The sequence below is a fragment of the Halorhodospira halochloris genome, from assembly GCF_002356555.2.
In the GTDB taxonomy this organism is placed as follows: Bacteria; Pseudomonadota; Gammaproteobacteria; order Nitrococcales; family Halorhodospiraceae; genus Halorhodospira; species Halorhodospira halochloris.
Map to the genome: position 1 here is coordinate 239,299 of NZ_AP017372.2, position 25,350 is coordinate 264,648.

The following is a 25,350-nucleotide window of genomic DNA, read 5'->3' on the forward strand; positions in this document are numbered from 1 at the left end:
GTGAATGGTTGAGCAGTCGTGCCCTAAGAGCAGCGCAACATCGGTCCCGCCTGATTTGGTCTTGGTGGTAGAAGATAGCCGCTCGATAGCTGGTCTGCTCGCTGAGAGGATAGACGACGAACTTCACCTTGGGCCGCTAGTGGCCTATGATCGCGCTCAAGCTAAACGGCTGCTCGATGAGAAAGCAGAGCGCATGGTTGCGGCAGTGCTCGATCTTAATCTGCCTGATGCACCCGATGGGGAGGTAGTCCGGGACGTGGTCAGCCGCGACATCCCGGTGATAGTCCTAACCGCCACCTTGGAAGACGATTTGCGCGATTACCTTATACGCGTTGGGGTCGCCGATTATGTTGTTAAGGGTGCGATTGACTCGCTGGACACAGTAATTCAGGGGCTGGCTCGTATTCGCCGCAATCGCGGTATCGGTGCTCTGGTGGTGGACGACTCGCGCTCGGCGCGTCTCCACCTGGTCGAGTTGCTGCGTCGCTGGGGGTTTGGCTGTGAGCAAGCGGCCAATGGCGAGCAGGCGCTCGAGCGTATGCGCAAGCCTGATAGCGAGATCCGCTTGGTGATATGTGACCAGAACATGCCCGGTATGGACGGCATTACTCTGATCCGCAATTTGCGCAGACAGTTTCCGGCCCACCGGCTGGGGATCATCGGCGTCTCCAGCTACGGCTCTGGGCTGCTCTCGGCGCGACTGCTAAAAGCGGGGGCCAATGACTTCATAACTAGGCCTTTCCTCGAGGAGGAGCTTAGCGTAAGGGTCAATCAGAACGTCGACTTACTTGATCTGCTCCGCCAGGCCGAGGACTTTGCCCGCCGTGATCCTCTGACCGGATTGGGCAATCGGCGTTATTTTGCCGAACTTGCTGCGACTTTAGTCGAGACTTCTGAGCGTACTAAGCAGCCACTGGCAGCGCTTGTGGTTGATCTGGATCATTTCAAGCAGATCAACGATGATTTTGGCCATGCAGCTGGTGATGCGGCCCTGCGCTCAGTCGCCGGCATGCTCGGTGAGTCGGTGCGCCGCGCCGATCTGCTTGCTCGAGCCGGTGGCGAAGAGTTCTATATCCTCTCGCTGGGTCTCGATCTGGAAGGAGCGAAAAAATTCGCCGAACGTATCCGCACGTCACTAGAACAGCTGGAAGTGCGCTACGCCGGTCAAAGGATTGCCATCTCTGCGAGCATCGGTGTAGCCAGTTTCTCTCCGCCGCCTTCGGTGGAGGTGCTAGTTGAGGCAGCCGATCTAGCAATGTATGCGGCCAAGAAAAGCGGTCGTAACAACGTAAAGCTGGCTACTCAGGATTGAAATAGCCGCCAACCTCCCCCACTTATCCGTACAGAGGTAGCTAAGCCTGCTTGTTGACGACGAGTGTCTAAGTAGTGATGGCACTGATAGTCGGCTTGTGAGCAGGGAGCAGCTGGAGAATATTTCACCGGGGCTGTAGGCCTTGTAGGGGGTGATAGGTATGAGAACAGATAAGCTTACAACTAAATTTCAGATGGCGCTCGGCGATGCCCAGAGCTTGGCTGTAGGGCGCGATCATCAATTCATCGAGCCGATCCACTTGATGCTGGCAATGCTAGATCAGGAAGGCGGCGGGGTGCGGCCACTGCTCCAGCAGGCTGGAGTCAGCATCAACAAGTTGCGTTCGCAGCTTGGCGAGGCGCTTGATCAGCTGCCGCAGGTCAGTGGTGCTGAAGGTGATGTCCATCTGTCCAATGAACTCGCGCGCCTGCTCAATGTTACCGATAAGCTGGCGCAGAAACGCAAGGATCAATACCTCTCGAGCGAGCTCTTCATGCTCGCCGCGCTGGAAGATGGTAAAACTCAGCTGGCCAAGATCCTGCAGAGCGCTGGTGCTGCAAAAGAGCCTTTAGAGCAGGCCATTGATCAGATGCGCGGCGGTGAAACGGTTGATGACCCGAGCGCTGAGGATCAGCGCGAGGCCTTGGAGAAGTACACCATCGATCTAACCGAGCGCGCCGAGCAGGGCAAACTTGACCCGGTAATCGGCCGTGACGATGAGATTCGGCGCACGGTCCAGGTGCTGCAGCGGCGGACTAAGAACAATCCGGTCCTCATCGGTGAGCCGGGCACCGGCAAGACGGCGATTGTCGAGGGGCTAGCACAGCGCATAGTCAATGGTGAGGTCCCTGAAGGGCTGAAGGAGAAGCGCGTCCTGTCGCTCGATCTTGGCGCCTTGCTCGCGGGTGCTAAGTACCGTGGCGACTTCGAAGAGCGACTCAAGGCCCTGCTCAAAGAGGTCGGTCAACAGGAAGGCAAGGTTATCCTGTTTATCGATGAACTTCACACCATCGTCGGCGCCGGTAAGGCCGAAGGGGCGATGGACGCGGGCAACATGCTCAAGCCTGCCCTAGCTCGGGGCGAGTTGCATTGCATTGGGGCAACCACACTTAACGAATATCGCCAGAACATCGAAAAAGATGCTGCCCTAGAGCGCCGCTTCCAGACCGTTCTGGTAGATGAGCCGAGCGTCGAGGATACAGTAGCCATCCTGCGTGGCCTCAAAGAGCGCTATGAGGTGCACCACGGTGTCGAGATAACGGATCCAGCCATCGTCTCCGCAGCAACTCTGTCGCATCGGTATATAACCGACCGCAATCTGCCGGATAAGGCCATCGATTTAGTCGATGAGGCGGCCTCACGCATACGCATGGAGATAGACTCCAAGCCCGAGTCTATGGATCGTCTTGAGCGGCGGCTGATCCAGCTCAAGATAGAGCGCGAAGCGCTCAAGAATGAAATCGATGACGCCTCCAAGAAGCGCCTGTCAACATTAGAGAGCGAAATCGAGCAACTCGAGCAAGAGTACCGCAACCTGGAAGAGATATGGGGCTCAGAAAAGGCTGCTGTGGAAGGGACGCAATCGATCAAAGAGGAGCTTGAGCGTGCCCGTCAGGAGGTAGAGGCGGCGCGCCGGGCTGGCGATCTGCAGCGTATGTCGGAGTTGCAGTACGGGCGCATACCGGAGCTGGAGCGGCAGCTGGATATGGCCTCACAGGCTGATATGTACGATATGAAGCTGCTGCGCAATAAGGTCACCGACGAGGAGGTGGCCGAGGTGGTTTCGAAGTGGACCGGCATCCCGGTCTCTAAGATGCTCGAGGGTGAGCGTGACAAGTTGTTGCGCATGGAGCAGGCCCTGCATGAGCGGGTTGTTGGTCAAGATGAGGCCATCGGGGCAGTGGCAAATGCGATCCGCCGCTCCCGCGCCGGTCTGTCTGATCCGAACCGTCCTAACGGCTCTTTCCTCTTCCTTGGCCCGACAGGGGTCGGCAAGACCGAGCTTTGTAAGGCGCTGGCCGAGTTCCTCTTCGATACCGAAGAGGCGATGCTGCGCGTCGACATGTCTGAATTTATGGAAAAACACTCAGTAGCTCGCCTTATCGGTGCGCCGCCGGGGTACGTCGGTTATGAAGAAGGGGGCTATTTGACCGAGCACGTCCGGCGTAAACCCTATTCAGTTGTCCTGCTTGATGAGGTGGAGAAGGCGCACGCCGATGTCTTTAACGTCCTGCTCCAGGTCCTCGATGATGGCAGGCTCACCGATAGCCATGGGCGAACGGTAGATTTCCGTAACACGGTAATTGTCATGACCTCTAACCTTGGTTCTGAGGTGATCCAGAGCATGGCTGGAGAGGAAGAGGAAGACTACCAGCGTATGCGCGCATCGGTTATGGAGATCCTCAGCACCCATTTTCGGCCTGAGTTCATTAACCGGGTTGACGATGTGGTAGTCTTCCGGCCGCTGTCGCGCGAACAGATTCGCACAATTACCCAGATCCAGGCGCACTATCTCAGTGAGCGGTTAGCCGAGCGCGAGATGGCCCTGGAGCTTACCGATGCCGCAATCGATAAGATTGGCGAGGCCGGCTTCGATCCGGTCTATGGCGCGCGCCCGCTGAAGAGGGTATTGCAGAACCGGGTCGAAAACGCCTTAGCCCGTGAGCTCCTTGAGGGGCGCTTCGGCCAGGGTGATCGAATCAAGGTCGACTTCCGCGACGGTGATTTTGTCTTCGAGCGCAGTGACGCGATCGAAGGCGAGTTGGTGGCAGAATAACCCATGAGTTGAACAAGTATCCGCCGCATTCCGCGACTCAATTTCCGTTAGGAAATGGGTCGTCGGAGGCTTCAAATGCCCTATGGGACAAGAAAAACACAATAAGAGGATGGTAAGCCCATGCCTATCTATGAATATCAGTGCAACAGCTGTGGACATCGGTTAGAGGCGATCCAGGCGGTATCTGATGAGCCGCTCAGCTATTGTCCGGAGTGTCAGGAGGCCCAGCTTAAACGGCTCGTTTCGGCGGTAGCCTTTCAACTCAAGGGAACTGGATGGTATGAAACGGACTTCAAGAACAAAGGGCGGGGCGCAGCTAATAAGCCAGATTCGGAAGGCGCGACTGACGCAGATAAGAGTGCCGACGCTAGCGCAGGTTCGGCTAACGATGCGAGCGCTGGCTCGGCAGGGGCCGGGAGCAATGGGGCAGGGCAGCAAAGCAGCGGAGCTAAGCAGCAGGACAGCGCTAAAGAGAGCTCTAGCCGGAGCAACAAGGAAGCCTCAGCGAGTAATTAAATAATACTACCCGCTGGCGCACTAAACTCGTGCGATGGTGAATCACTGAAAAGCCCTTTGGATAGCAATCGGTACCAGGTTCGGCGGCTGAGACCGAATAGCCCAGATAATCCAGAAAGCTGGACCGGAGGGCCTAGCTATGGCAACCTTAGCCAGCTAAGTGAAAATATTGACGTTGAACAAGGCTGATTAAATGAGTGACTCTGAAAAGGGCGCTTTGGCAAGGGCACAGATGATAGATTCGGCGCCGACCGGGGTGCAGGGGCTAGATTTTGTCCTCGATGGCGGAGTGCCGATGGGGCGGCCTACACTCCTGCGCGGCGGCCCGGGAACCGGCAAGACGGCCATCGCCCTCAACTTCTTCTGTTACGGCCTGGCCCAAGATGAGCCTAGCGTCTTGGTAACGTTTGATGAGTCGCCGCAGGCGCTTATCGGCCATGCTGAGGCCCTTGGTTTGCCGCTTACTGAGTATATTGAGGCCGGCAAGGCAAAAGTTCTCGACATGCGTCCCGATCCGGGTGATGTGGTCGGCGGCGAAGACATCGAGCTTTCGGCCATAATGGCCAGGTTGGGCCATGCCCTTGATCAGCTCGGCGCCAAACGGCTGGTGGTGGATGCTATAGATGCCATGGATTCAGCCTATGCACAAACTGTGACTCTACGCAGCGAATTAGCGCGCGTCTTTGATTGGATTCGCGATAGGGATGTGACAACACTCATTACCGTTGGTGAAGCGCCTGCGTTCAGTAACCAGTTTGGGCTCGAGGATTATGTCGCTGACTGTGTGATCCTCCTGCGCCAGGAAATGATGCAGCGGCAGATGACCCGTTTGCTGCGTGTCCTTAAGCGCCGCGGCGGGTCGCATGGAACCAACGAATTCCCGTTCCTGCTTGATGCCAAGGGGGTATTTCTCGCCCCGGTAACCGGCCTGGATCTCCAGGCAACCGTCTCACCTGGCAGGCATAGCACTGGTGTCGCGGGGCTTGACGAAATGCTCGGTGGTGGTGGCCCCTATAAAGGGTCGGCAATGATGATTTCCGGTCAATCTGGCACGGGCAAGACTAGCATTGCAGTGCAGTTCGTCCGTAGCGCCTGCGCTGCAGGCGAGCCAGTCCTCTATCTTAGTTTTGAAGAGTCGGCTGACGAGCTACTGCGCAACCAGCAGAGTGCTGGGCTGGACCTAAGCCCTTATTTGACCTCAGGGGGCAATGGGTTGCTAACCTTAAGCCCGATTCTACCCTCCGAGATCGGCTGGGAGGAGCATCTGTTGCGCATCATGCGCTCGGTTGATCAGCTAGAGCCCCAAGTTGTAGTGCTCGACCCGATAAGTGCCTTGGCTGACCAGCGTCGGAATGGTCAGGGCAAGGAGATGCTGATGCGGTTATTCTATATGCTAAAGAGGTCGGGTGTTACTGTAGTCGCCACAGAATTGCTGGGAGATGCTAATGGCGGAGTTAGCAATCTGGAGGTCTCCTCGATCATAGATGTTTGGATAAAGCTGCGCCGTGATGAGCATGGCGGTCGCTTGCGGCGGATGCTGACGGTAGTCAAGGCGCGAGGTCTGCCAACTTCAGACCAGGTGAGTGAGTATAGGATCACCAACTCTGGTGTCGTTGTCGACGCCGCGGGTAGTGTAGGGGGTGAGCGTTGAGCGAGTTGGTACTCAGGCTTTACATCGCCGGCCGGACTCCGGCGGCTGAGCGGGCAATCCGCAACCTCGAGAGCCTCTTGTCTGAGGCTTACGGTGAGGCTGCTTCTTATAGCGTCGAGGTTATAGATATATTAGAGCGCCCGCAGTTGGCAGAAGATGAAAGGATACTTGCAACACCGGTAGTAGTTAAGAAGTTGCCGCCTCCGGTTAGGCGGGTAGTTGGTGATCTGTCGGAGCGCGAGAGAGTTTTGATAGGGCTCGATATCAAGGAGAATTGATGGAGCCTGCCGTCGAAAATTTTCAGCAGATCGTAGAGTGCGCATCCGATGGCATAGTACTCATCAACGGGAGCGGCCAGATCCGTTACGCCAACAAGACCGCTGTCGAGCTTTTTGGACGGCCCCTGCTCGAGCTGCGCGGGGAAGATCTTGGGCTGTTTTACTCGCGTGCCCAGCCAACCGAGATACAGATCCACAATCCGACGCGCGGCATCATCTCTGCCGACGTCCGCAGTGTCGAGCTGGAATTTGGCGGTAAGACCTATGCAGCGCTTTATTTGCGCGATCTCTCCGAGCGCAAAAGGGTGGAGGACCGGTTGCGCCAATCGGCTGCGGTTTTCGAGTCGACCAGCGAAGGGGTGGTAATAACCGATCCGCGTGGCAGGATAGTCGATGTCAACCGGGCATTTACTGACATAACTTGTTACGAGCGCTCCGAGGTCATTGGCAGAACGCCGCGGGTGCTCCAGTCAGGCCGCCATAGTCCGAGATTTTATCGCGAAATGTGGCTGTCACTGCAGCAAAGAGGGGCTTGGCGGGGCGAGATATGGAACCGGCGTAAGACTGGCGATATTTACCCTGAATGGCTAAATATCGATAGTGTCTATGGTGAAAATGGCCAGCGAACCCACTACATTGGAGTCTTCACCGATATTTCCAGCGCTAAGCGTAACCAGGCTGAGATAGACCGCCTGGCTCACCGTGACGCGCTGACTGGACTAGCCAATCGTGTAGCCTTCCGCTCCCACGTCGGTTTGGTGGTAAAGCAGGCCGCCCAAAATAACTATCGGGTTGGCGCGAGTGTGTTGCTGCTCGGTCTGGATGGTTTCAAGCACATCAATGATAGTCTGGGTATGGCCGCTGGTGATCAAGTCCTTTGTGAAGTAGCTCGGCGTCTGGTATCGGTGGTGCCCGGCAACGACAATATTGCCCGCCTAAGCGGCGATGAATTTGCAATTGTGCTTGATGCCAGGCAGACCAATGAAGGGGCAGCAACGGTCGCCGAGCATATACTCCAGTCTCTCGAACGCCCCATTCAGCTCGAATCCACCGAGGTCTTTGTCGAGGCCAGTATTGGCATAGCCAGCTATCCGCGTGATGGCCGCAGCGTAGATGGGTTGATCCAGAATAGTGATTCAGCCATGCATCGCGCCAAGCGCTCGGGCGGTCGAACCTATCGCTATTACGCCAAAGACTGGAATGCTTACGCCCATGATCGAGTGGTTCTGGCCGCACAGTTGCGTCGGGCGATCAGCAATGATGAATTGGTGCTCTACTATCAACCTCAGATCGACTTGCGCTGCAACAAGGTAGTTGGCCTAGAAGCCCTAGTCAGATGGATCCACGCCGACGAGGGGCTGGTATCGCCGGTGCGCTTTATCCCCATGGCCGAGGAGACGGGACTCATCGAGCCATTGGGCGAATGGGTTATGAAAAAGGCTTGCCAGCAGGCGGCAGATTGGTGGCAGCAGGGCATCGAGTTTGGCAGGGTAGCAGTTAATGTCTCTGGAGTGCAGATTGAGCGCAGCGATATGGTTGCGCAAGTCTCGCGGTTCCTGGAGAGCAGCGGTTTACCCGCAGAGTGTTTGGAGTTGGAGATAACCGAAAGCTTCCTTATGACCCACATCGAAGCTGCCGCGGACCTGCTGGCAGGTCTAAAACATTTGGGCGTCCAACTGGCCATGGATGACTTTGGCACCGGTTACTCATCTTTGGCTTACCTTAAGGGGCTCGATTTCCATACCCTTAAGATTGATAAAAGTTTCCTTGAGGGGGTGCCGCAGCAAGGTAGTGATGCCGAAATATTGCGCACCGTGGTAGCGCTGGGTCGTAGTCTTGGCTTCAAGATCTTGGCTGAGGGGGTCGAGACCGAGCAGCAACGCTCGTTTCTTATGGATAGTCAGTGCAATTACGCCCAGGGTTATTATTTCAGTCCGCCAGTGCCAGCTCAGGCTGTTCCTGAGTTGATCAGAAAGTTCGCTGCGGTTGAGGCTTAATAGTGAGTGGCGTACCTGTCTTGGTCGTCATTTCCTCCCTTTTCTAGCCAAAGTCTTTAAGCAATCGAAAATGACGTGGGCCGAGTAGCTGGCTTGCACCCAACCACGTAGCTGCTTAAGATTGGCAGTTTTGGCGAAGCCCTTAGGGAACCTCTAAAAACTTCGCCGGCGCCACCATCCGCCCCGGTGTGGAGGACGCCGTGAATCCATCCCTGGAGGCTTCATGGCGCCATCCCTAGCGCCAAGACCTCCACACCGGGGCGGATGGTGGCGCCGGCGAGGTTTTAGAGGTTCCCTAAGGGGGGTTCTGAATGAACATTTTTACCGCGCAGCTCGCGCTGTAGTGAATACTCCAACAGTCTGGGAAACATACCATGCGTAGCCATTATTGCGGCGAGATTAGTGAAGATCACCTTGGCAGTGAAATAACCGTATGCGGCTGGGTTCATCGCCGCCGTGACCACGGGGGGGTAATATTCATTGACCTGCGTGATCGCGCTGGCTTGGTTCAAGTGGTATTCGACCCGGATACTGAAGAGGCTTTTGCTACGGCCGATAGGGCCCGTTCCGAGTACGTGCTGCGCATCACCGGCAGGGTCCGGCATCGCCCTGAGGGCACCGAGAATCCGGACCTCTTCTCCGGTCGGATAGAGGTCCTCGGGCGCGAGGTCGAGGTCCTGAACACCGCTAAGACCCCGCCCTTTCAGCTCGATGAGCACGAGCATGTCGGCGAGGATGTGCGCTTGCGCTATCGCTACATAGATTTGCGTCGCCCGGAGATGCAGCAGCGTTTGCAGCTGCGCGCAAAGGTGACCTCGGCCATGCGCCGCCACCTCGAGCAAGAGGGTTTTCTGGATATGGAAACCCCCATGCTGACCAGGGCCACCCCGGAGGGCGCGCGCGACTACTTGGTGCCGAGCCGTAATCACTCGGGACGCTTCTTTGCTTTACCGCAATCGCCGCAGCTGTTTAAACAGCTGCTGATGATGGCCGGTTTCGATCGCTATTATCAGATAGTGCGCTGCTTCAGGGATGAGGATTTGCGCGCTGATCGGCAGCCGGAGTTTACCCAGCTCGATATGGAGGCCTCCTTTGTCGATGAAGAGGCCGTTATGGGCGTTACCGAGCGCATGTTACGACAAATATTCGAGGAGGTTCTAGGGGCTGAATTGCCTGATCCCTTCCCGCGCATGAGCTATGCCGAGGCAATGGACCGCTACGGCTCGGATAAGCCCGATCTGCGCATCCCGTTGGAGTTGATAGAGGTTGCCGATCTGGTTGCTGATGTCGACTTCAAGGTCTTTTCGGCCCCGGCGAAAGATCCCCGTGGTCGGGTTGCCGCTCTGCGTGTGCCAGGCGGGGGGGAGTTGACGCGCAAGCAGATCGATGACTATACCGACTACGTCGGGCGCTATGGCGCTAAGGGGCTCGCCTATATCAAGGTCAATGATCCGGGGCGCGGGGCAGAGGGCCTGCAGTCACCGATTGTCAAATTTATGAGCGAAGATGCTGTACAAGGCATCCTCGAGCGGACTTCGGCTCAGGCCGGTGACTTGATCTTCTTTGGCGCTGATCGTGCGAGGGTCGTCAATGATGCCTTGGGCGCCCTGCGCGTGCGCATCGGTCACGACCTGGAAATGGTTGAGGCGGCTTGGCGACCGTTGTGGATTGTCGACTTTCCAATGTTTGAATACGACGAACAGGATGGTCGCCTCTATTCCCTGCACCACCCGTTCACCTCGCCGCGCGTTGCCGAGCCGCAGGAGTTGGACAGCACTAAAGATCCGGAGTCACTGCTCTCACGAGCCTATGACTGCGTGCTTAACGGCGTCGAGCTCGGCGGTGGGTCAGTGCGTATCCACGACACCGATATGCAGCAGGCCGTATTCGGCTTGCTGGGCATCGATGAAGAGCAAGCACGTGCCAAGTTTGGCTTCCTGCTCGATGCCCTGGAGCATGGTTGCCCGCCACATGGTGGGATCGCCTTCGGCCTGGATCGACTGGTCATGCTCATGTCTGGCGCTGATTCGATCCGTGAGGTTATGGCCTTCCCGAAGACTCAAACTGCCACCTGCTTGCTCACCGAGGCCCCGGCCGAGGTCAGCGAGGCACAGCTCCAAGAGCTTGGCCTGCGGCTAAGGAGAGTTGGTGGAGGGGAGCAGCAAGGCTAACGGTTCAAGCAGTTGCTAGCCCTGCTCCTTGATGTTGATAAGTGGCCGGATGCGGTCAACCTGTTCAATGAGCCCGTACTCTATTTGTAGAGCGATTATATCGTGGATATCTTTATACGCTCCCGGTGCCTCATCGAGCGTGCCGGGAGTCACGCAAGCCTGGACGTTGGCTTGCTGCATAGTGGTACGAAACTGCTCAATGTCGAGCTGCTGCTTGGCTTGCCGGCGGCCGAGTTTGCGCCCTGCTCCATGGGAGCTGGAATTTAAGGCTTGCGCATTCCCCAGCCCCCTGACTAGATAGGAGCCGCGACTCATATCCCCGGGGATTACCCCAGCCATACCGTCCTCGGCGTGGGTGGCCCCCTTACGATGAATATAATAGCCGTTTGCATCAGGCTCAGCATGGTTGTGGTTGCGGTTGACTAGCTCGTCCATACAGACTTCACCCGCCAGATCGATGTCTTGGAGTGCTTGTTCGACGGATTCAAGCATTAAGCGCCGATCTAATAGCGCGAAGCGGGTCATCCAGTCGAGACTAGCCAGATAGCTTTGCCCTTCGGCGCTATCTATAGAGAGCCCATAATGACCCTGTTTGGCTTTGGAGCTGGAACTGGCAAGCTTCATAAAGTGGCCAGCTACGCCATGCCCTGGGCCACGGGAGCCGGAGTGCAAGACAATCCAGACGCGCTGATCGGAATCAGCTACCCCTATCTCGATAAAGTGGTTACCACCGCCAAGGGTGCCGCACTGCCGATCGCCGTGGCGCGACTTGTAGATTGAGCGCGTCTTGTTATCGGGTAACTTGCCAAGTTCCCGCTCGGGATCCACGATAGGTTTGTTATGCCCTTTGGTGCCAACCGGGATGCGCCGATAAATCGACCTGAAGATAAGTTGGCGGTTGGCTAAAATCTCTTCTACTGAAAAGCTTGTTGGCGCTGCACACATCCCACAGCCAATGTCGTAACCGACCCACGCCGGGACCACGACATCTTGGGTGGCTACTACCCCGCCGATAGGCAGGGCGTAACCTTGATGCATATCGGGCATGCCCGCTGCACGCACCACAAAGCCTTCGCTGGCAGCGTCCATTAGTTGATAGATTGAAGCAAAATCAACTTGCTCGGGATGCTGGCCAGAAAAAAAACCGGCAATACTCGCGGCGCTAAGCTTTACCCCCTGGCTGCGTTTTTCGAAAAACCATTGCCACAGTGCCGATAAGTTAAGGCGCTCCTCCAGAAATGCGCGGTCGAAAACAGTTAATTGTTTCATTGTTGTGGCATTAACACTTCCTTGAAGTGGTTTGATGCTCAGCTAGGCTTGTGCTCTTGTTTGGGATTTTTCTCGGCTACATTGCCCGTTAGGCTCCATAAGAATGCCCATAGCCAACCAAATACTGTCCAGGCAAGCAGGGTGTTTACGGCTATGATCGCTAAATAACTTCGGTGCTTGCGGAAAATGGCGATAATAGAAGGTGCAAAATAGGCTAGGATGCTTAAAATCAGGTAAAGAATTTCTATGTCTGCCTCCATGAGGTCCTCCACGCTATGGATAATTTCCGGAAAGTCCTGCAAACGATGGTAATGCCGGCATGGTGGCACCGCAAGTTGCGATTTGCCCACCGCTGGGCGGCGTTGCTCTTTACCCCACTGCTAGCCATGATCCTGATTACCGGGCTGATCTTGGCCTTTGAAGGGGTTGTGGAGCGGCATCATTCCGGGTCGCCTGCGGCGCAGCCGGTGGCGGTTGAGCAGCTGGAGGGATTTCTGCAGCAGGTAGACAGGCGGCAGCGGGCACGGGAGTTAGCCCTAGAGTCTGGGGACGTCGGTGTCCTGACGTTCAGTGCAGCCGGGCAACGTTATGTCGAGGCCTACGACCTTGCCAGCGCCGAGCTAATCGAGGAGCGCCCTAGCGCTACGGGATTTTTCCGGACAGTTCGCCACCTGCACAAGGATCTCGGCTTGGGGTTGGACTGGGTTGTAGAATTGGCTACCTATGCACTGCTGGTAGTGCTGGTAATAGGACCACTACTGGCCTGGCCTTATCTGCAGCATACTTTGGTTAGCTGGCATAACTTATTAGGCTGGCTGACCCTGCCCTTGGTGTTGCTAGTAAGTGCGACTGCCGTGTTAATGATCCATGAGATAGGCACCCCGCACTTACCACCCATTGACCGAGATGCCCAGCGACCCTCGCTCAGTGAGGCGGTTGCGCGTGCTGCTGATGAGGGCGGGCTTACCCATGTCTGGCATGTTGAGCGCTTCGAGCAAGTCGCCTACGCCGTGGAAGGGCGCAGCGATGCGGGCCCGCGGACATTGATCGTAACCCCTGATCAGGTTGCCGAGGTGGGCTCATATCCAGGCTGGATAGCAAACCTGCATCAGGGCACATGGGCTGGAATTTGGTCGGCGTTACTTAACGCCTTTATAGCTCTGATATTGCTGGCACTGACGGTAACTGGATTGCTCTCCTGGGGGTTGCGTAGGTTCAGGCAGCAGAGTGGAGGTGTGGATATTGGCGCGCAAGTGCTGATTGCCCACGCTAGCCAAACCGGGACCGCTGCAAAGCTCGCCCATGAGAGCGCTGCATCCATGCGTAAAGCCGGCATCAAGGTCGCCGAGAGCTCGCTGGCTAGCTTGCGTCCCGAGCAGCTCAACGACTTTCACCGGGTCTTGCTGATTGTTTCAACGGCCGGTGATGGTGAAATGCCTGATGCCGGGCAGGCTTTCCTAAATTCGCTAGCGAGTGCCGATTTGCGGGGGTGTAAATTCCACCTTCTGGCCTTAGGTGATCGCCGCTATCGACACTTCTGCGCTGCTGGGGATATGTTGCATGAGGCACTTGATAAGGCTGGGGCAGAGCCGCTGACGATGCTAACTCGGGTCGATGGCAAACCGGGCAGGGAGTGGCAAGACTGGCTGGCCAACGCAGCGGGGGATTTGGGTGTAAGCCTTGGTGGTGTGCCAGAGATCGTAGTTGATAAACAGATTAGCTTGAGCCTCAACCGGCGCGAGCGGCTCGATGACCCTGAAGATGCCGAGCTTCAGGAGGTTTGGAGTCTGGAGTTTGAGGCCGCGGAGCCCCTTGACTATCGCCCGGGCGACTTGCTTCTCGTCGAGCCGTGTGCCGGAGAACCGGCGCGCCCGTATTCCATCGGCAGTAGTCCACTTGAAGATCCCCGACTTATCCGGCTCACCGTGGCTGTTACCAGCCGACTCGATAGTTCTGGTCAAGCTGTGCCGGGTAAGTGCTCAGGCCTGCTCGGACGTGAGCTTAGAGTAGGTGAGAGCCTACATGCCGCCCTGCGCAGCCACCCCTCGTTTAGGCCTCCGGATGACCAGCGCCGCCCCTTGGTGCTTATTGCTGCCGGCTGCGGGATAGCGCCGTTCGTTGGTTTCCTTGCTGAGCGGGCTCAACAGTCACAGGCCGGCCCGGTATGGCTGATTTTTGGCAACCGCAAACGCTGTGGCGATGCGCTTTATTCGCAGTGGCTGGAGCAGTGGCAGCGTGATGGAGTTCTCAGGCGCTTAGATCAGGCCTTTTCCCGCGACTCTGAAGACGGTTCCTATGCTACCGATCGGATCCGGGAGAACGCTGCAGAGCTGCTGAGGTGGATTCGAGATGACGGGGCGTTGATCTATGTCTGCGGCAGGCGGGCGACGCTTGGCGAGGGGGTGATGGCAGCCTTCATTGCGCTGCTTGTCGAACAGGCGGGGTTTACGCAGCAGCAGGCTGAGGCGGAGTTGGAGCAGTGGCGAGCTGATGGGAGGTTGCGGATGGATCTGATCGGGTAAGAGGTCGTCGTCGCCTTTAAAGGTTCCCCACTGAGCCTAGCTGCCCCGGTGTCGAGGACGCTGTGAATCCATCCCTGGAGGGTGCCTCTAAAAACTTCGCCTGCGCCACCATCCGCCCCGGTGTGGAGGTCTTGGCGCCAGGGATGGCGCCATGAAGCCTCCAGGGATGGATTCACGGCGTCCTCCACAACGGGGCGGATGGTGGCGCAGGCGAAGTTTTAGAGGTTCCCTGGAGGCTTCATGCCGATGAGCTGGTCGTGGAGGCCGGCGCTGCGGTTGACGCGGGCGGCAAGGCCGGCGGCGAGGACACTGTGGCCGGGGTCAAGCAGGGTAAAGCGGTTCCGCGCCCGGGTGATGGCGGTGTAGATGAGTTCGCGGGTAAGGATGGGGCTCGGCCGGTCGGGGAGCAGTAGGGCGGCGTGATCGAACTCGGAGCCCTGGGCCTTGTGCACGGTCATGGCGAAGACGGTTTCGATGTTGTTAAGGCGCGCCGGTAGCACCCAGCGCAACGCCGCTTTGCCGCCGTCGGCGGCCGGGAAAGCGACCCGTAGAGTGGTGCGGTGCGGCTCGTCGGTGTCGGGTAGCGGCAGGGCGATGCCAATATCGCCATTGTTCAGGCCGAGTTCGTAGTCATTGCGGGTGACCATCACTGGCCGCCCCGGATACCAGTGGGCACCGGATTCGATGAGCCCGCTAGCCGCTAGCCTGGCAGCGATGCGCCTATTTAGCCCCTCGACCCCCCAAGGGCCGCGGCGCAGGGCGGTCAGCAGCTGGAAACGTCCATGCTCGGTGAGGACGCGGTGGGCCCACTCGTCATACTCGGCCGCCGTGGCTGTGGCATCAGGGCGGGCGGCGACGGCCTCCAGATAGGGGCGGTAGCCGGCTTCGGCTAGTTCCTCCAGGGCGTTATCATCGGGGCCGCGCAGGTGCTGGTGGTGGAGGTCGGTGTAGCCGCCGGTGGCCAGTAGGGTCTTGGCGGTGGCAATGTCGCCGCTGTTGACGGCGTTGGCCAGGCGACCAATGCCACTGTCAGCAGCGAAGCGGTGGCTGTGGCGGAGCATGACAACGTGTTGATCCAAGGCGCTGCCAGCGGTATCACGCAGCTGCTCGGGGATGCTCTCGCCACTGACCGACTCCAGCCAGTCGCAAGTGGTGGGCATATAGTGGCCTTGCGCAGCGCGCTGGCAGAGTTCCCCTAGCACGGCACCGGCCTCCACCGAGGCGAGCTGGTCGTGGTCGCCGAGTAGGATCAGCCGAGCCCGAGGTGGCAGGGCAGCCAAGGTCGATGCCATTAGTTCGACATCTATCATCGACGCCTCGTCTACCACCAGCACATCGAGCGGCAGCAGGTTATCGGCATCATGGCGAAAGCGGCGCGAGCCTGGCCGGACACCCAGAAGTCGGTGGATGGTGGTGACCTCGGTGGGTATGTTGGCACGGAGTTGCTCGTCGGGCAGGTTTAGACCGTGAACAGTGCCGGCAACGGAGGCGTTCAAGCGGGCGGCGGCCTTGCCGGTGGGGGCAGCCATGCGGATGCGCAAGGGGCGCTGCTCGGCATCGCGACGCAGCCCCTGGAGCAGGGCGAGCAGGCGCACCACGGTAGTGGTCTTGCCGGTGCCGGGGCCGCCGGTGACCACCGCGAAGCCGCTGCCAGCGGCCACCGCGCAGGCTAGTCGCTGCCAGGTTTCGGTGGGGTCCTGTGGCCCGAATAGGGTGTCGAGCCAGCGGCGCACCGCTTTTGGCTCCAGTTCGTCCCGCCACTGCGTGACCTGTGCCATGCGCCTCTCCAGGGTGACGGCGATACGCCTTTCGCTCTGCCAATAGCGGCGTAGATAGAGGCGGTGGCCATCAAGGATAAGCGGTGGCTGTTCATCTGCGTCGGGGCTGGCCTCTATCGGCGCGCCAACCACGTCGCTGTCGGCGTTTAGGGTCGCCACCAGGGTGCTACGATCGAGACCGGAGAGACACTGGGCGGGACGCGGCAGGGGCTGCTCCGTCATTGCTTCAGCGCCGCGTCCATCTTCCGGTGGCAGCGACAGGCTGCGATCAGGATCGGATAGTAGTGCATCGAGGTCGAGGCAGACGTGGCCGCGTCCGGCCTGATGGCTGACCAGGGCAGCACAGAGCAGGGTCGCTGGGGTGGTACCCGGGGCCTGGTCATGGAGGAAGGCGACTAGGGCGTGATCGAGGGGCCGCAGCCAATCGCAGTCGCGCCAGTCCTTCAGTAGGGCGAGGGCCGCTGTCGCGCTGTCCAGGGGATGGCTAGCAGCGCTCATGACCTAGCTCCTTGTTCGCTCATGCCGGCGGGGCGGTCGGGGCCGTCGCGCAGGGCGGCGTCCAGGGTCTCGATCAGTGTGCGCGGCGGCCGCTCGCAGTGTAGCCCCTGGCCCTCGGCATCTAGCCCGCGTAGGAATAAGGTGACAGAGCCGCCCATATGGCGGTCGTAGTCGTAGTCTGGCAGACGCGCCTTGAGCTGGCGATGTAGGGCCACGGTATATAGCACTCCCTGGAGATCGTAGCGGTGGTTGAGCAGTGCCGCGCGCACCGCCTCTGGGGTGTATTCGGCAGCACTTTCACCGAGGCGGTTGGACTTATAGTCGGCGACGTAATAGCGGCCCTCGTGTTCGAAGGCGAGGTCGATAAAGCCCTTCAACAGGCCATTGAGCCTTTTCGGCGCCATGGCCGGACGCGGTTCACCATTGAGGGTCGCCGCGGTAACCGCCTCATCGATGCGCCGGGCATCGACCCAGTGAGTCTCCAGCCAGAACTCCAGTTCCGGTTGATAGCGGGTCAGGTTGGCTAGCTGTAACGGGCTAGTAGCCACGGGCAGGAGGAGCGGCGCCTGCAGCAGATGGAGCACCCAGTCACCCAACTGATCGATCCACGCCGTCCAGCCACGGCGCTGACAGCGCCGGGCAATGACCTCGCGCAACTCGGCGGGATCGGCAACCACTTGCCCAAATCCTGCCTCTGCGGCCCACTCCAGCAAACCGTGGAGGAAGGTGCCGGGGCCCGGCCCCGGGGGGAAGTCGTGGAGGGCCGGAGTAACCACCTCGGGCGAGGCAGATGGTGGTCTCAATTCATTGTCACCATCAAACATGCCGGGCTGATAGTGCCGTGATCCCCCAGGCGCTGGTGCTAAGGGTGTTGGCTGCAACTGTGTTTGATCCACCGGCAGTGCTGGCGGAGTAAGCACGGCAGCGAGTTCTTCGCTGAGGGTGGCGGCCGCGGCGGTCTCCGGGGCCTCGGCAGCGCCGGTCCATTCGGCCTCGGCGCGGGGCAGGGCGCTGTAGCTGGCGATCCACCAGGGCTCTTTGACACGCCGTGTTGGGGTGCGGGCGCGACCTGGGGTCTGGCTCTCAGCGGCGCCGTGGTAGCGGCCACCCTCTTGGTCAGGGTCACTCTCTTGCGGTAGCGGTGCCACGCGGATCGCCGGGCTATCGCCAGCCAGGCGCTCCATGGCCCCCTTTACGGCGTCGTTGGCCAGGGCTTCGCGGCCGTTGAGCAGGTAGCCGATGGCGCTTCGGTGGAGCTGGTTTTGCTTCTGCCCGCCCGGGGCTAGCGGGGCAATGCCCATCCAGGTGGCGTGGCGGGCGCGGGTGGTGGCGACGTAGAGCAGCCGCAGATCCTCGGCAAGGCGCTCATCGTCGGCAGCGCGCACATCCTCATCGGTCGGTTCGAACACCGGTTGCGGCCGGGTCGGTTCGGCGCAGCCTTCGGTCGCTCGGCGCACGAACAGCGGCGTCTCCCGGCCGCTCTTTGCCCGGAAGCTGGCGATAAAGGGCAGGAAGACCAGCGGGTATTCTAGCCCCTTGGACTTGTGGATGGTCACCACCCTTACCAGCGCCTCGTCGCTCTCCAAGCGTAAGATCTGGTCATCGGCCGACTCGCCGTCGCCGTTGCAGTGCTCGGCGAGAAAACGAATTAGGGCGTGTTCACCGTCGATGGCCACGGCAGCACGTTGGAGCAGCTCACCGAGGTGGAGCAGATTGGTCAGACGGCGTTCGCCGTCGGTCTCGGCGAGCAAGTGGCGAGGCAGGTCGAAATCGTGGAGCAGCCGGCGCACCATCGCCAGCACCCCCTGCTGCTGCCAGATCTCTCGGTAGCCACGGAACTGCAGCACCCGCTCTTCCCAAAAGCGCTCATCGTGGTTGAGGCGGTCGAGCTCCGCGAGAGGGCGGTCGAGGGTGGCGGTAGCAAGGGCGGCACGCAGGCGGCGCCCTGACTCGGGTTCGGCGCAGGCGCGCAGCCAGTGGAGTAGGTCGACCGCCTCCGGGGTGGCGTAGACCGACTCGCGATCCGAGAGGTAGACGCTGCGCACGCCGCGCCGGCTTAACTCGTAGCGGATGGCGTCGGCCTCGATGCGGCTGCGCACCAGCACTGCCATGTCTCGCGGGCGTAGCGGTTCCAGTTTAGAATCGGTGCTAAAGCCGCAGCGCTCGGCCCGACCCGCTTCTAAAAGCTCGACCATGGCGCTTGCACAACTTGCGGCCGCGCGCCGGCGATAGACGCCGCTGGTCACTGCCTGCTCGTCGGCCTCGGTGTCGGGCCAGTGCCACAGGGTCAGCGGTGTGAGCGGCACGCCGTCGAACACTAAGGTTTCAGCGCGACCGTTGGCGGCCACCGGCTGAAACGGTAGCGGGTCGTCGGAGGAGTCGTCCTCACGGAATAGGAATGGCCCCTCGGGGTGGCCGTTGGCTTGCCCAAAGAGCCGGTTGACCGCTGCCACCGCGCCTTCGGTGGAGCGGAAGTTGGTGCCGAGGGTGGCGTGGCGACCGGTAGTGGCCTGTCGCGCCTGCAGGTAGCTGTGGATGTCGGCACCGCGAAAGCCGAAGATCGCCTGCTTTGGATCGCCGATTAGCAGCAGTCCGCGGGAAGGGTCATCTGCCGCGACGTCATAGATACGATCGAAGATGGCGTACTGTACCGGGTCGGTATCCTGGAACTCGTCGACTAGCGCTACCGGGAATTGGCGGCGGATGGTGCGCGCCAGCCGACCGCCGCCGTCGGCGTCGGGTCGGGCGGCGTCGTGGTCGAGGGCGTCGCGCAGCCGGGTCAACAGGTCGTTGAAGCCGAGCATGGCGCGGCGGCGTTTCTCGGCGTCCAGCCGCTGGCGGATCCAGGTGGCGGCGTGGGTTAACAGATCACTCTCAAGCACGGGGTCGACCAGCCCGGTCTGATCGTCTAGGGCGGCGAATGCGGGGTGGAGGTCGTCGGGCAGCGACTTGCCCTTTTTAAGTTTCGCGCGCATCTCGGCACGGCTGAAGTGGATCAGCAGGTCCTTATCGCCGTTACCGACAGGGTCTCGGGGGTGTAGCTGACCGGGACGACAGGCCCACTCGTGCATGGCCTGCAGACGTCGCTGTGTGGGTTCAGTTCGGTATGCATTGCCGTTGAGACCGGGCCGAGCCTGTTCGAAGCTAGCAAGTATGGCCTCGAAGTCGTCGCGCCACGGCGCCTTGGCCCGTTCCAGCGCCGCTAGTTGTGCGGCCAGCCGGCGCTCCAGCGTTTCCTGGTCCGCGGCGGCGAATGTGTCGGTCTGTTTGAGTAGCGGGTCGATGGCCTTGAGTAGGGCGGCTGGGGTGCGGCCGAGGAATTCGAACAGCAGCCCCAACTCATCGGCGCTGCGCGGCAGCACGTGGCGGCGCCAGTAGTCGTGGACCGCCTCATCACGTAGCTCGGTCTCGTCGCTGCTCAACTCCTGGTGGAAGAGGCTACCGCTGTCGAAGGCGTGTTCGCGCAGCATGCGTAGACACCAGGCGTGGATGGTGGTTACCGCCGCCTCGTCCATCCACTGCGCAGCCTCCTCCAGCCGGTGAGCGGCGGCGGGCCAGTGCGCCGCGGGCCAGTCGTCGCAGAGGCGGTTGAGGAAATCGTCAGGATCGTCCGGCACCGCGCCGGGCAGGGGTGTCTCGCCGGACGCGAGAGCGGCGCGTCCCCGAAAGCAGCGTGCTGCATCGGTGAGACGGGCGCGGATTCGATCGCGTAGTTCCTGGGTCGCCGCCTCGGTGAAGGTCATGACTAGGATCTGCGGCGGCAGCAGCCGTTTGCCGAAGGCGTTGTCCGCGCCGTGGTCAAGCACCAGCCTTACATAGAGGGCGGCGATGGCGTAGGTCTTGCCAGTGCCGGCGCTGGCCTCGATGAGACGGCTACCGTGGAGCGGGAATTGCAATAAGAAAGTGGTCGGATCGGTGCTGCTCATGCCGTCTCCTCTGCGCTAGTAGTCGGCGCCTCCACCTCCTCTATGGCCTCGAACAGCGGGCGGTAGAGCGCTTCGGCCCAGGCCTGGAAGGAGCCGTCCTCCAGCAGCAGCTGGCTGTCGGGGTAGAGGCGCTGCAGATAGGGGTTGCGGCCAGCCTCACCCGCCTGCCAGTCGTTACCGTCATAGTACTTGCATACCTCCTTATCGGGGTCAGGCGGCCTCTTGCCCTTGGCCTCAGCCTGTTCGGCGCGCCGCTGCGCATCTAGCCAGGTGCAGGCGGTCTGACAGGTGACCGGCAGCGCCTGGTTCTGGCCGCGTTGCCACGCTGCCAACAGCTGTCCCAGATGTTCGCGTGCCTGGTCCGTTGGCAGAGGCGCTAGCTGCACCGAATGGTCGCTAGTAACTACTACTGTGCACAGTCCTTGGCCGCCGGCGCAGGCGAGAAGGTGCTCGACCCAGGCCTCTGCCAACCGGTCGAAACGGCGGTAGGGGGCTTGATTGAGGCCGAAGCGGCTAACCTGATGAGTCAGCCGCAGCGGCGAGCCGTCGCCCTCGCGGCAGTCGGCCAGCCAGCCTTCAAGCCTCAGGCCGTTGTGTTCAAACACCAGCTCTAGTGGACCGTCGAGGTGCTGCGGGTCACGCAGCGGGAAGGCGTGGGCCCAGGCGGCCCAGGTTTGGTAAAGGGCCATGACCTCGTCGCGTAGTTCGTCGGCGTGGATCCCGCCCAGGGCGCGCGGCGGCAGGGTGCCGCTGCGGCGCAACCGAGCTAGGCCGGCCTCCAGTGCCGCCTCGGCGTCGCCATCGGGGTGTTCGGCTAGCGGCAACACCCCCCGAGCCAGGGTCTCCCGGGCTTGCCACGCCTCCAACCCAGCTAGGGTTAGCGGCTCGGTATCCTCACTGCCCTCGTCGCTATCGTCGAAGTATATCCCGAGGCGCTGTTGGCAGAAGGCCTGTACCGGATTTTTGAGGAAGGCGGCCAGCTCGGTCGGGCTGAGCGGCGCCTCCCGCTCGAGTGCGGGGAGGGGTGAAGCGTTGTCGCCCCCGATATCTTTCTTGTCTATCAGGGCGGCCTGCCATTCATGGGCGTAGCTGAACAGCGGGCCTTGGCCGTCGACAGGGAAGTTGGCAGGGCTGAACGGTTGGAGTGGGTGGTGGACGGTGAGCTGCTTGAGCAGGGCGCTCGGTTCGTATGCGTCGCAGTCGGGACGCCAAGCGGCGGCCAGGTGGTCACGCAGTTGGCCGACCAGCACCGACGGGGGCCGCTGGCTATTGTCGCGGATATCGAGGCCGTTCCAGCTGATGTAGAGCTGGTCGCGAGCCGATAGCAGCGCCTCGAGGAACAGGTAGCGGTCGTCCTCGCGGCGGGAGCGGTCGCCGGGGCGGTAGTCGTGGGCCATCAGGTCGAAGTCGGTGGGGGTTGGTGAGCGCGGGTAGGCGTCGTCGTCCATGCCGAGCAGGCAGACCACCCGGAACGGGATAGCGCGCATCGGCATCAGGGTGCAGAAGTTTACTGCCCCGGCGAGGAAGCGCTGGGCCAGGCCGCCGTCATCAAGGGCGGCCAACCAGCTCTCACGTACCACCGTCAGCGGCAGAGGATCTTCAAGGCCGGCGGCGGCGCAGTGGACTTCCCAGCTCTCCAGCTCGCTGAGCAGCCGGTTGAGCGTCTGTAGCTCGGCCTCGTCCTCGGCCAGGAACAGGTCGTCGAGCAGGCCGCGCAACCGTGCGCCCCAGTCCGCCGGCGCCGCCTCGCTGGAGAGCTCGTGCCACCAGTGGCGCAGCCGCTCCAGCAGCTGCGCCAACGGCCCGACCAGCGCGGCGTCGAGACCGGCGATATCGCCGTGGGGCTCGATGTCGCGCCACGTCCCGCCGGCGCCGGCGGCGTAACCTAGCAGTAGCCGCCGCAGGCCGAAGGCCCAAGTGTTCTCCTCGAAGGCGGGTAGGTCGAGTGCTGCGCGCTGTTCACCGTCGAGGCCCCAGCGTATCCCGGCCTCGGCAACCCACTGGTGCAGCCGGGGCAGGTCGCCGGCGTCAAGGCCGAAGCGGCGGCGCAGCGCCGGAGTATCGAGCAGATCGAGCAGTTCACTTACCGTAATCCTTGCTTGGGGTAAATGAAGCAGTGTCTCGAGAGCTACCAGCAGCGGGTCCTGGCCGCGCGGGCCCTGATCCGAGATGGTAAACGGGATGTGGCGATCGTCATCCTCCGACAATTGGCCGAATACCGCCCGCACATGGGGGGCGTAGAGGTCGACGTCGGGGACCATGACGATGATATCTCGGGGGCGCAGGGACGGGTCGGCATCGAACCGCGCCAGCAGCTGGTCGTGGAGGATCTCAACCTCGCGCTGCGGGCTGTAGGCGACGTGGAAGCGCAGCGAATCGTCATCGGCTGCCACCGGCGGCCAATGTTCGCGCGACTCGGCCGCCGGGCGTAGGGCGCGGATGTCGTCTTGGAGCTGTTGCAGCAGGCTTGCCGGCCGGTCATCTGCCGGCAGCGGCGAGGCGAACAGGTCGATGCGCTGCCAGGGCAGCTTCTCGAGCAGGTCGCGGTAGCTATCCGGCTGGTCGTATTCGTCAAGCAGCCGGATGTAGTCGCGCCCTTGCTTGCCCCAGGCGGCCAGTAGCGGGTGGGCGTGGGCGTGCAGCTCGGCAGGTTCGGTTGTCTCCGGCATGTCGGCTCGGTGGGCCTGGCGGCGGTGTTCGGCGCGCAGCAGGTCACGGCCTTGAATTATGTCGGCCCAGTAGAATTCACACGGGTTGTGGACGCAGAGCAGGATCTGGCAGTGGCGCGCTAGCCCTGCCAGCGCCTCCAGCGCCTGATGTGGTAACGACGAGATCCCGAAGACGATGATTCGCCGCGGTAGCCCTGTTGGACGGTGCTCTTGCGTTGCCACCGCCTGCATGAACCGGGTGTGGACGGCGGCGCGGCTGTGGCGCGCCTCGTCTGTACCGATGTCGTCGAGCAAAGCGCGCCACAATTCGGCCTGCCAGCGCTGTTCCGGCGCCAGCCTCTCGCTGTCGCCCCCCACCCGGCGCAACTTGTCGTCGCCGTGAGCCCAGTCTTCCAGCCAGTCGGCGCGGTAGACCTGATACTGATCGAAGAGGTCGGCGAGTTGGGCGGCGAGCTGGTAGCGTTTGCGCCGGTCGGGGTCGTTGGCGAGAAAGTTGGCCAGCGGTGCGAAAACCGGCTGCTCGGAGCGCTCCGGCAGCAGTCGCATCAGCCGCCAGATCAACGGCTCCTTGTCGAACGGTGAGGTGCGTGGCACCTCGGCGGGGCCAAGCACGGCGCGGTAGGCCTGCCAGAGAAAACGCGCCGGGAGTTGCATATCGAGGGCGGCAGCGATGCCGCAACCGGGCTCAGCGGCATCCGGATCCCGCGCCAGGGCCAGTCGCAGCCACTGAGCTATGCCGTTGCTCTGCACCAATACGGTCTCGTTCTCCAGCGGATCGAGGGGGTGACGGCGCATCCACTCCACGGTAAGTTCCCGCAGGTCTTCCATGCGGTTGCCGTGGACGATCATAAAGCCCGGCTGAAGATTGGTCGTGTGGTTATGCAGCGGTAATCCTCTTAATAATTTCTGATGCTAGGCAGCGCGGATGGTGTTTCTAATGCTTGCGCAATACAAGTTAGATAATTCAGGGTACAAGTGGAGCGAAAAGCCTTGAATTCGGAGCCTTGAGGTGGGTGTTTCGGTCGTCAATGGACATTGCTGGGAGTGAGTATGGTGGGCCGTGGAGGATTCGAACCTCCGACCAGCGGATTAAAAGTCCGATGCTCTACCAACTGAGCTAACGGCCCAATAGTGTGCATTATAATAAAAGGTCTGCGGCAATGGAACCGTCTGGCGCCATAGATTTTATCACCTGTCTTCTTCAGGCATCAGGCGGCGAATATCGGATATGCGTTGCTGAGCAAGCTCCGCTGCCGTCGTCTCCGGATGCTCATCCCGAACCTGCTCCAACTTGGCCATAGCCTTCTCTAACTCATCCTCCTCGAAGGCAATGTAACCAAGCTTAAGCAGGGCATCCGGTGCCTTGTCACTCTCTGCATAGTCATCGAGGATCTGCTCAAAGTAATCGGCTGCTACTTCAAAGTCGTTTTCGGCGTAATATGTCTCGGCTATCCAGTAAAGCGCGTTGGCGGCGTACCTGCCCTCCGGAAAGTGCTCCAAAACTAGGGCGAAATCATCCCGCGCTTGTTCGAATAAGCCATCACTAAGCTTCTCAAAGGCTTGTTGGTAGAGTTCGCTCTCATCACCTACCTGCTCTGGATGCTCACCGTCATCGTTCAGGTGCAGGTCTTCCTCTAAAGAGGCCAGAGGAGTGTGGCGGGGGGCTGCCTCTTTATCCTCTCTTGTCGGTCTGCGGTGCAACTCGGCTATCCGGTCGTCGAGGTCTTCATACAACGAGTGTTGGCGCTGCTCGAGTCGCCTGAGTTGATGGTTGAGCTGCTCAATATCGCCGCGCAGCTCTCTATTCTCTTGCTTGATGCGCTCCAGGTCACGAATCACCTCCGAGAAGCCGCGCCCTTCTAGCTTGTCTTCGAGTTGCTCGAGGCGTTGCTCGAGTTGCTCTCTTTCGTCGGCGCTCAAGCCTGCGGGCAATACCAGGGTTAAGGCAAGCCCGGCGGCGAAAATAAAGCGATTGGCACTCAGCACG

Annotated in this window: 14 protein-coding genes and 1 tRNA gene; 8 read left to right on the plus strand and 7 right to left on the minus strand. The window is 60.5% G+C overall.

Going from position 1 to position 25,350, the window contains the following annotated elements; all coding sequences use genetic code 11:
* Window positions 1–4: 4 nt before the first annotated feature.
* The 7 genes from HH1059_RS01095 to aspS all read left to right on the plus strand — a co-directional run bounded on the left by HH1059_RS01095 (window position 5) and on the right by aspS (window position 10,701).
* Window positions 5–1,312 carry a diguanylate cyclase gene (locus tag HH1059_RS01095; RefSeq protein WP_096407336.1) on the plus strand — a complete coding sequence of 436 codons (1,308 nt, stop codon included), beginning with the start codon at window positions 5–7 and terminating at the stop codon, window positions 1,310–1,312.
* Between the two features lie 160 nt (window positions 1,313–1,472).
* Complete coding sequence (clpB, locus tag HH1059_RS01100; protein ID WP_096407339.1) at window positions 1,473–4,088, plus strand: ATP-dependent chaperone ClpB; 2,616 nt, start codon at window positions 1,473–1,475, stop codon at window positions 4,086–4,088.
* A 120-nt stretch (window positions 4,089–4,208) separates the two neighbouring features.
* Complete coding sequence (locus tag HH1059_RS01105) at window positions 4,209–4,604, plus strand: FmdB family zinc ribbon protein (protein WP_096407342.1); 396 nt, start codon at window positions 4,209–4,211, stop codon at window positions 4,602–4,604.
* Window positions 4,605–4,797: 193 nt separating this feature from the next.
* Window positions 4,798–6,255, plus strand: a complete 1,458-nt coding sequence (kaiC, locus tag HH1059_RS01110) for a circadian clock protein KaiC (protein WP_096407344.1) — start codon at window positions 4,798–4,800, stop codon at window positions 6,253–6,255.
* Entirely contained in the window at window positions 6,252–6,533 is a 282-nt protein-coding gene (locus HH1059_RS01115; protein WP_096407347.1) for a circadian clock KaiB family protein, read from the plus strand. Before kaiC ends, HH1059_RS01115 begins: the two co-directional genes overlap by 4 nt.
* Window positions 6,533–8,530: an EAL domain-containing protein gene (locus tag HH1059_RS01120; RefSeq protein ID WP_096407350.1), complete on the plus strand. Its 1,998-nt coding sequence runs from the start codon at window positions 6,533–6,535 to the stop codon at window positions 8,528–8,530. Before HH1059_RS01115 ends, HH1059_RS01120 begins: the two co-directional genes overlap by 1 nt.
* Before the next feature lie 374 nt (window positions 8,531–8,904).
* Window positions 8,905–10,701 (plus strand): aspartate--tRNA ligase, encoded by a 1,797-nt coding sequence (gene aspS / locus HH1059_RS01125; RefSeq protein WP_096407352.1) that lies wholly within the window; start codon window positions 8,905–8,907, stop codon window positions 10,699–10,701.
* Between the two features lie 15 nt (window positions 10,702–10,716).
* On the opposite strand, the gene HH1059_RS01130 is transcribed toward aspS, so the two are convergent.
* Both HH1059_RS01130 and HH1059_RS01135 read right to left on the minus strand, forming a co-directional pair.
* On the minus strand, window positions 10,717–11,970 hold the full coding sequence (locus HH1059_RS01130; protein ID WP_096407355.1) for an RtcB family protein: 1,254 nt from the start codon (window positions 11,968–11,970) through the stop codon (window positions 10,717–10,719).
* Between the two features lie 38 nt (window positions 11,971–12,008).
* Window positions 12,009–12,230: a superinfection immunity protein gene (locus HH1059_RS01135; RefSeq protein ID WP_096407357.1), complete on the minus strand. Its 222-nt coding sequence runs from the start codon at window positions 12,228–12,230 to the stop codon at window positions 12,009–12,011.
* Window positions 12,231–12,245: 15 nt separating this feature from the next.
* Here HH1059_RS01135 and HH1059_RS01140 point away from each other — a divergent pair, with 15 nt between their 5' ends.
* Window positions 12,246–14,492, plus strand: a complete 2,247-nt coding sequence (locus HH1059_RS01140; RefSeq protein WP_231901978.1) for a PepSY domain-containing protein — start codon at window positions 12,246–12,248, stop codon at window positions 14,490–14,492.
* A 218-nt stretch (window positions 14,493–14,710) separates the two neighbouring features.
* Here the strand turns inward: HH1059_RS01140 and recD are convergent, their stop codons facing one another.
* The 5 genes from recD to ybgF all read right to left on the minus strand — a co-directional run bounded on the left by recD (window position 14,711) and on the right by ybgF (window position 25,349).
* Complete coding sequence (recD, locus tag HH1059_RS01145; protein WP_096407360.1) at window positions 14,711–16,768, minus strand: exodeoxyribonuclease V subunit alpha; 2,058 nt, start codon at window positions 16,766–16,768, stop codon at window positions 14,711–14,713.
* Window positions 16,765–20,694: an exodeoxyribonuclease V subunit beta gene (gene recB / locus HH1059_RS01150; RefSeq protein WP_096407362.1), complete on the minus strand. Its 3,930-nt coding sequence runs from the start codon at window positions 20,692–20,694 to the stop codon at window positions 16,765–16,767. The genes recD and recB overlap by 4 nt, the downstream gene beginning before the upstream one ends.
* Complete coding sequence (gene recC / locus HH1059_RS01155; protein WP_096407365.1) at window positions 20,691–24,212, minus strand: exodeoxyribonuclease V subunit gamma; 3,522 nt, start codon at window positions 24,210–24,212, stop codon at window positions 20,691–20,693. The genes recB and recC overlap by 4 nt, the downstream gene beginning before the upstream one ends.
* Window positions 24,213–24,414: 202 nt before the next feature.
* Window positions 24,415–24,490, minus strand: a tRNA-Lys gene (locus tag HH1059_RS01160).
* 61 nt (window positions 24,491–24,551) lie between these two features.
* The gene (gene ybgF, locus HH1059_RS01165; RefSeq protein ID WP_162549272.1) at window positions 24,552–25,349 is read right to left on the minus strand and encodes a tol-pal system protein YbgF; all 798 of its coding nucleotides are present in this window, start codon (window positions 25,347–25,349) and stop codon (window positions 24,552–24,554) included.
* Window position 25,350 lies beyond the last annotated feature (1 nt).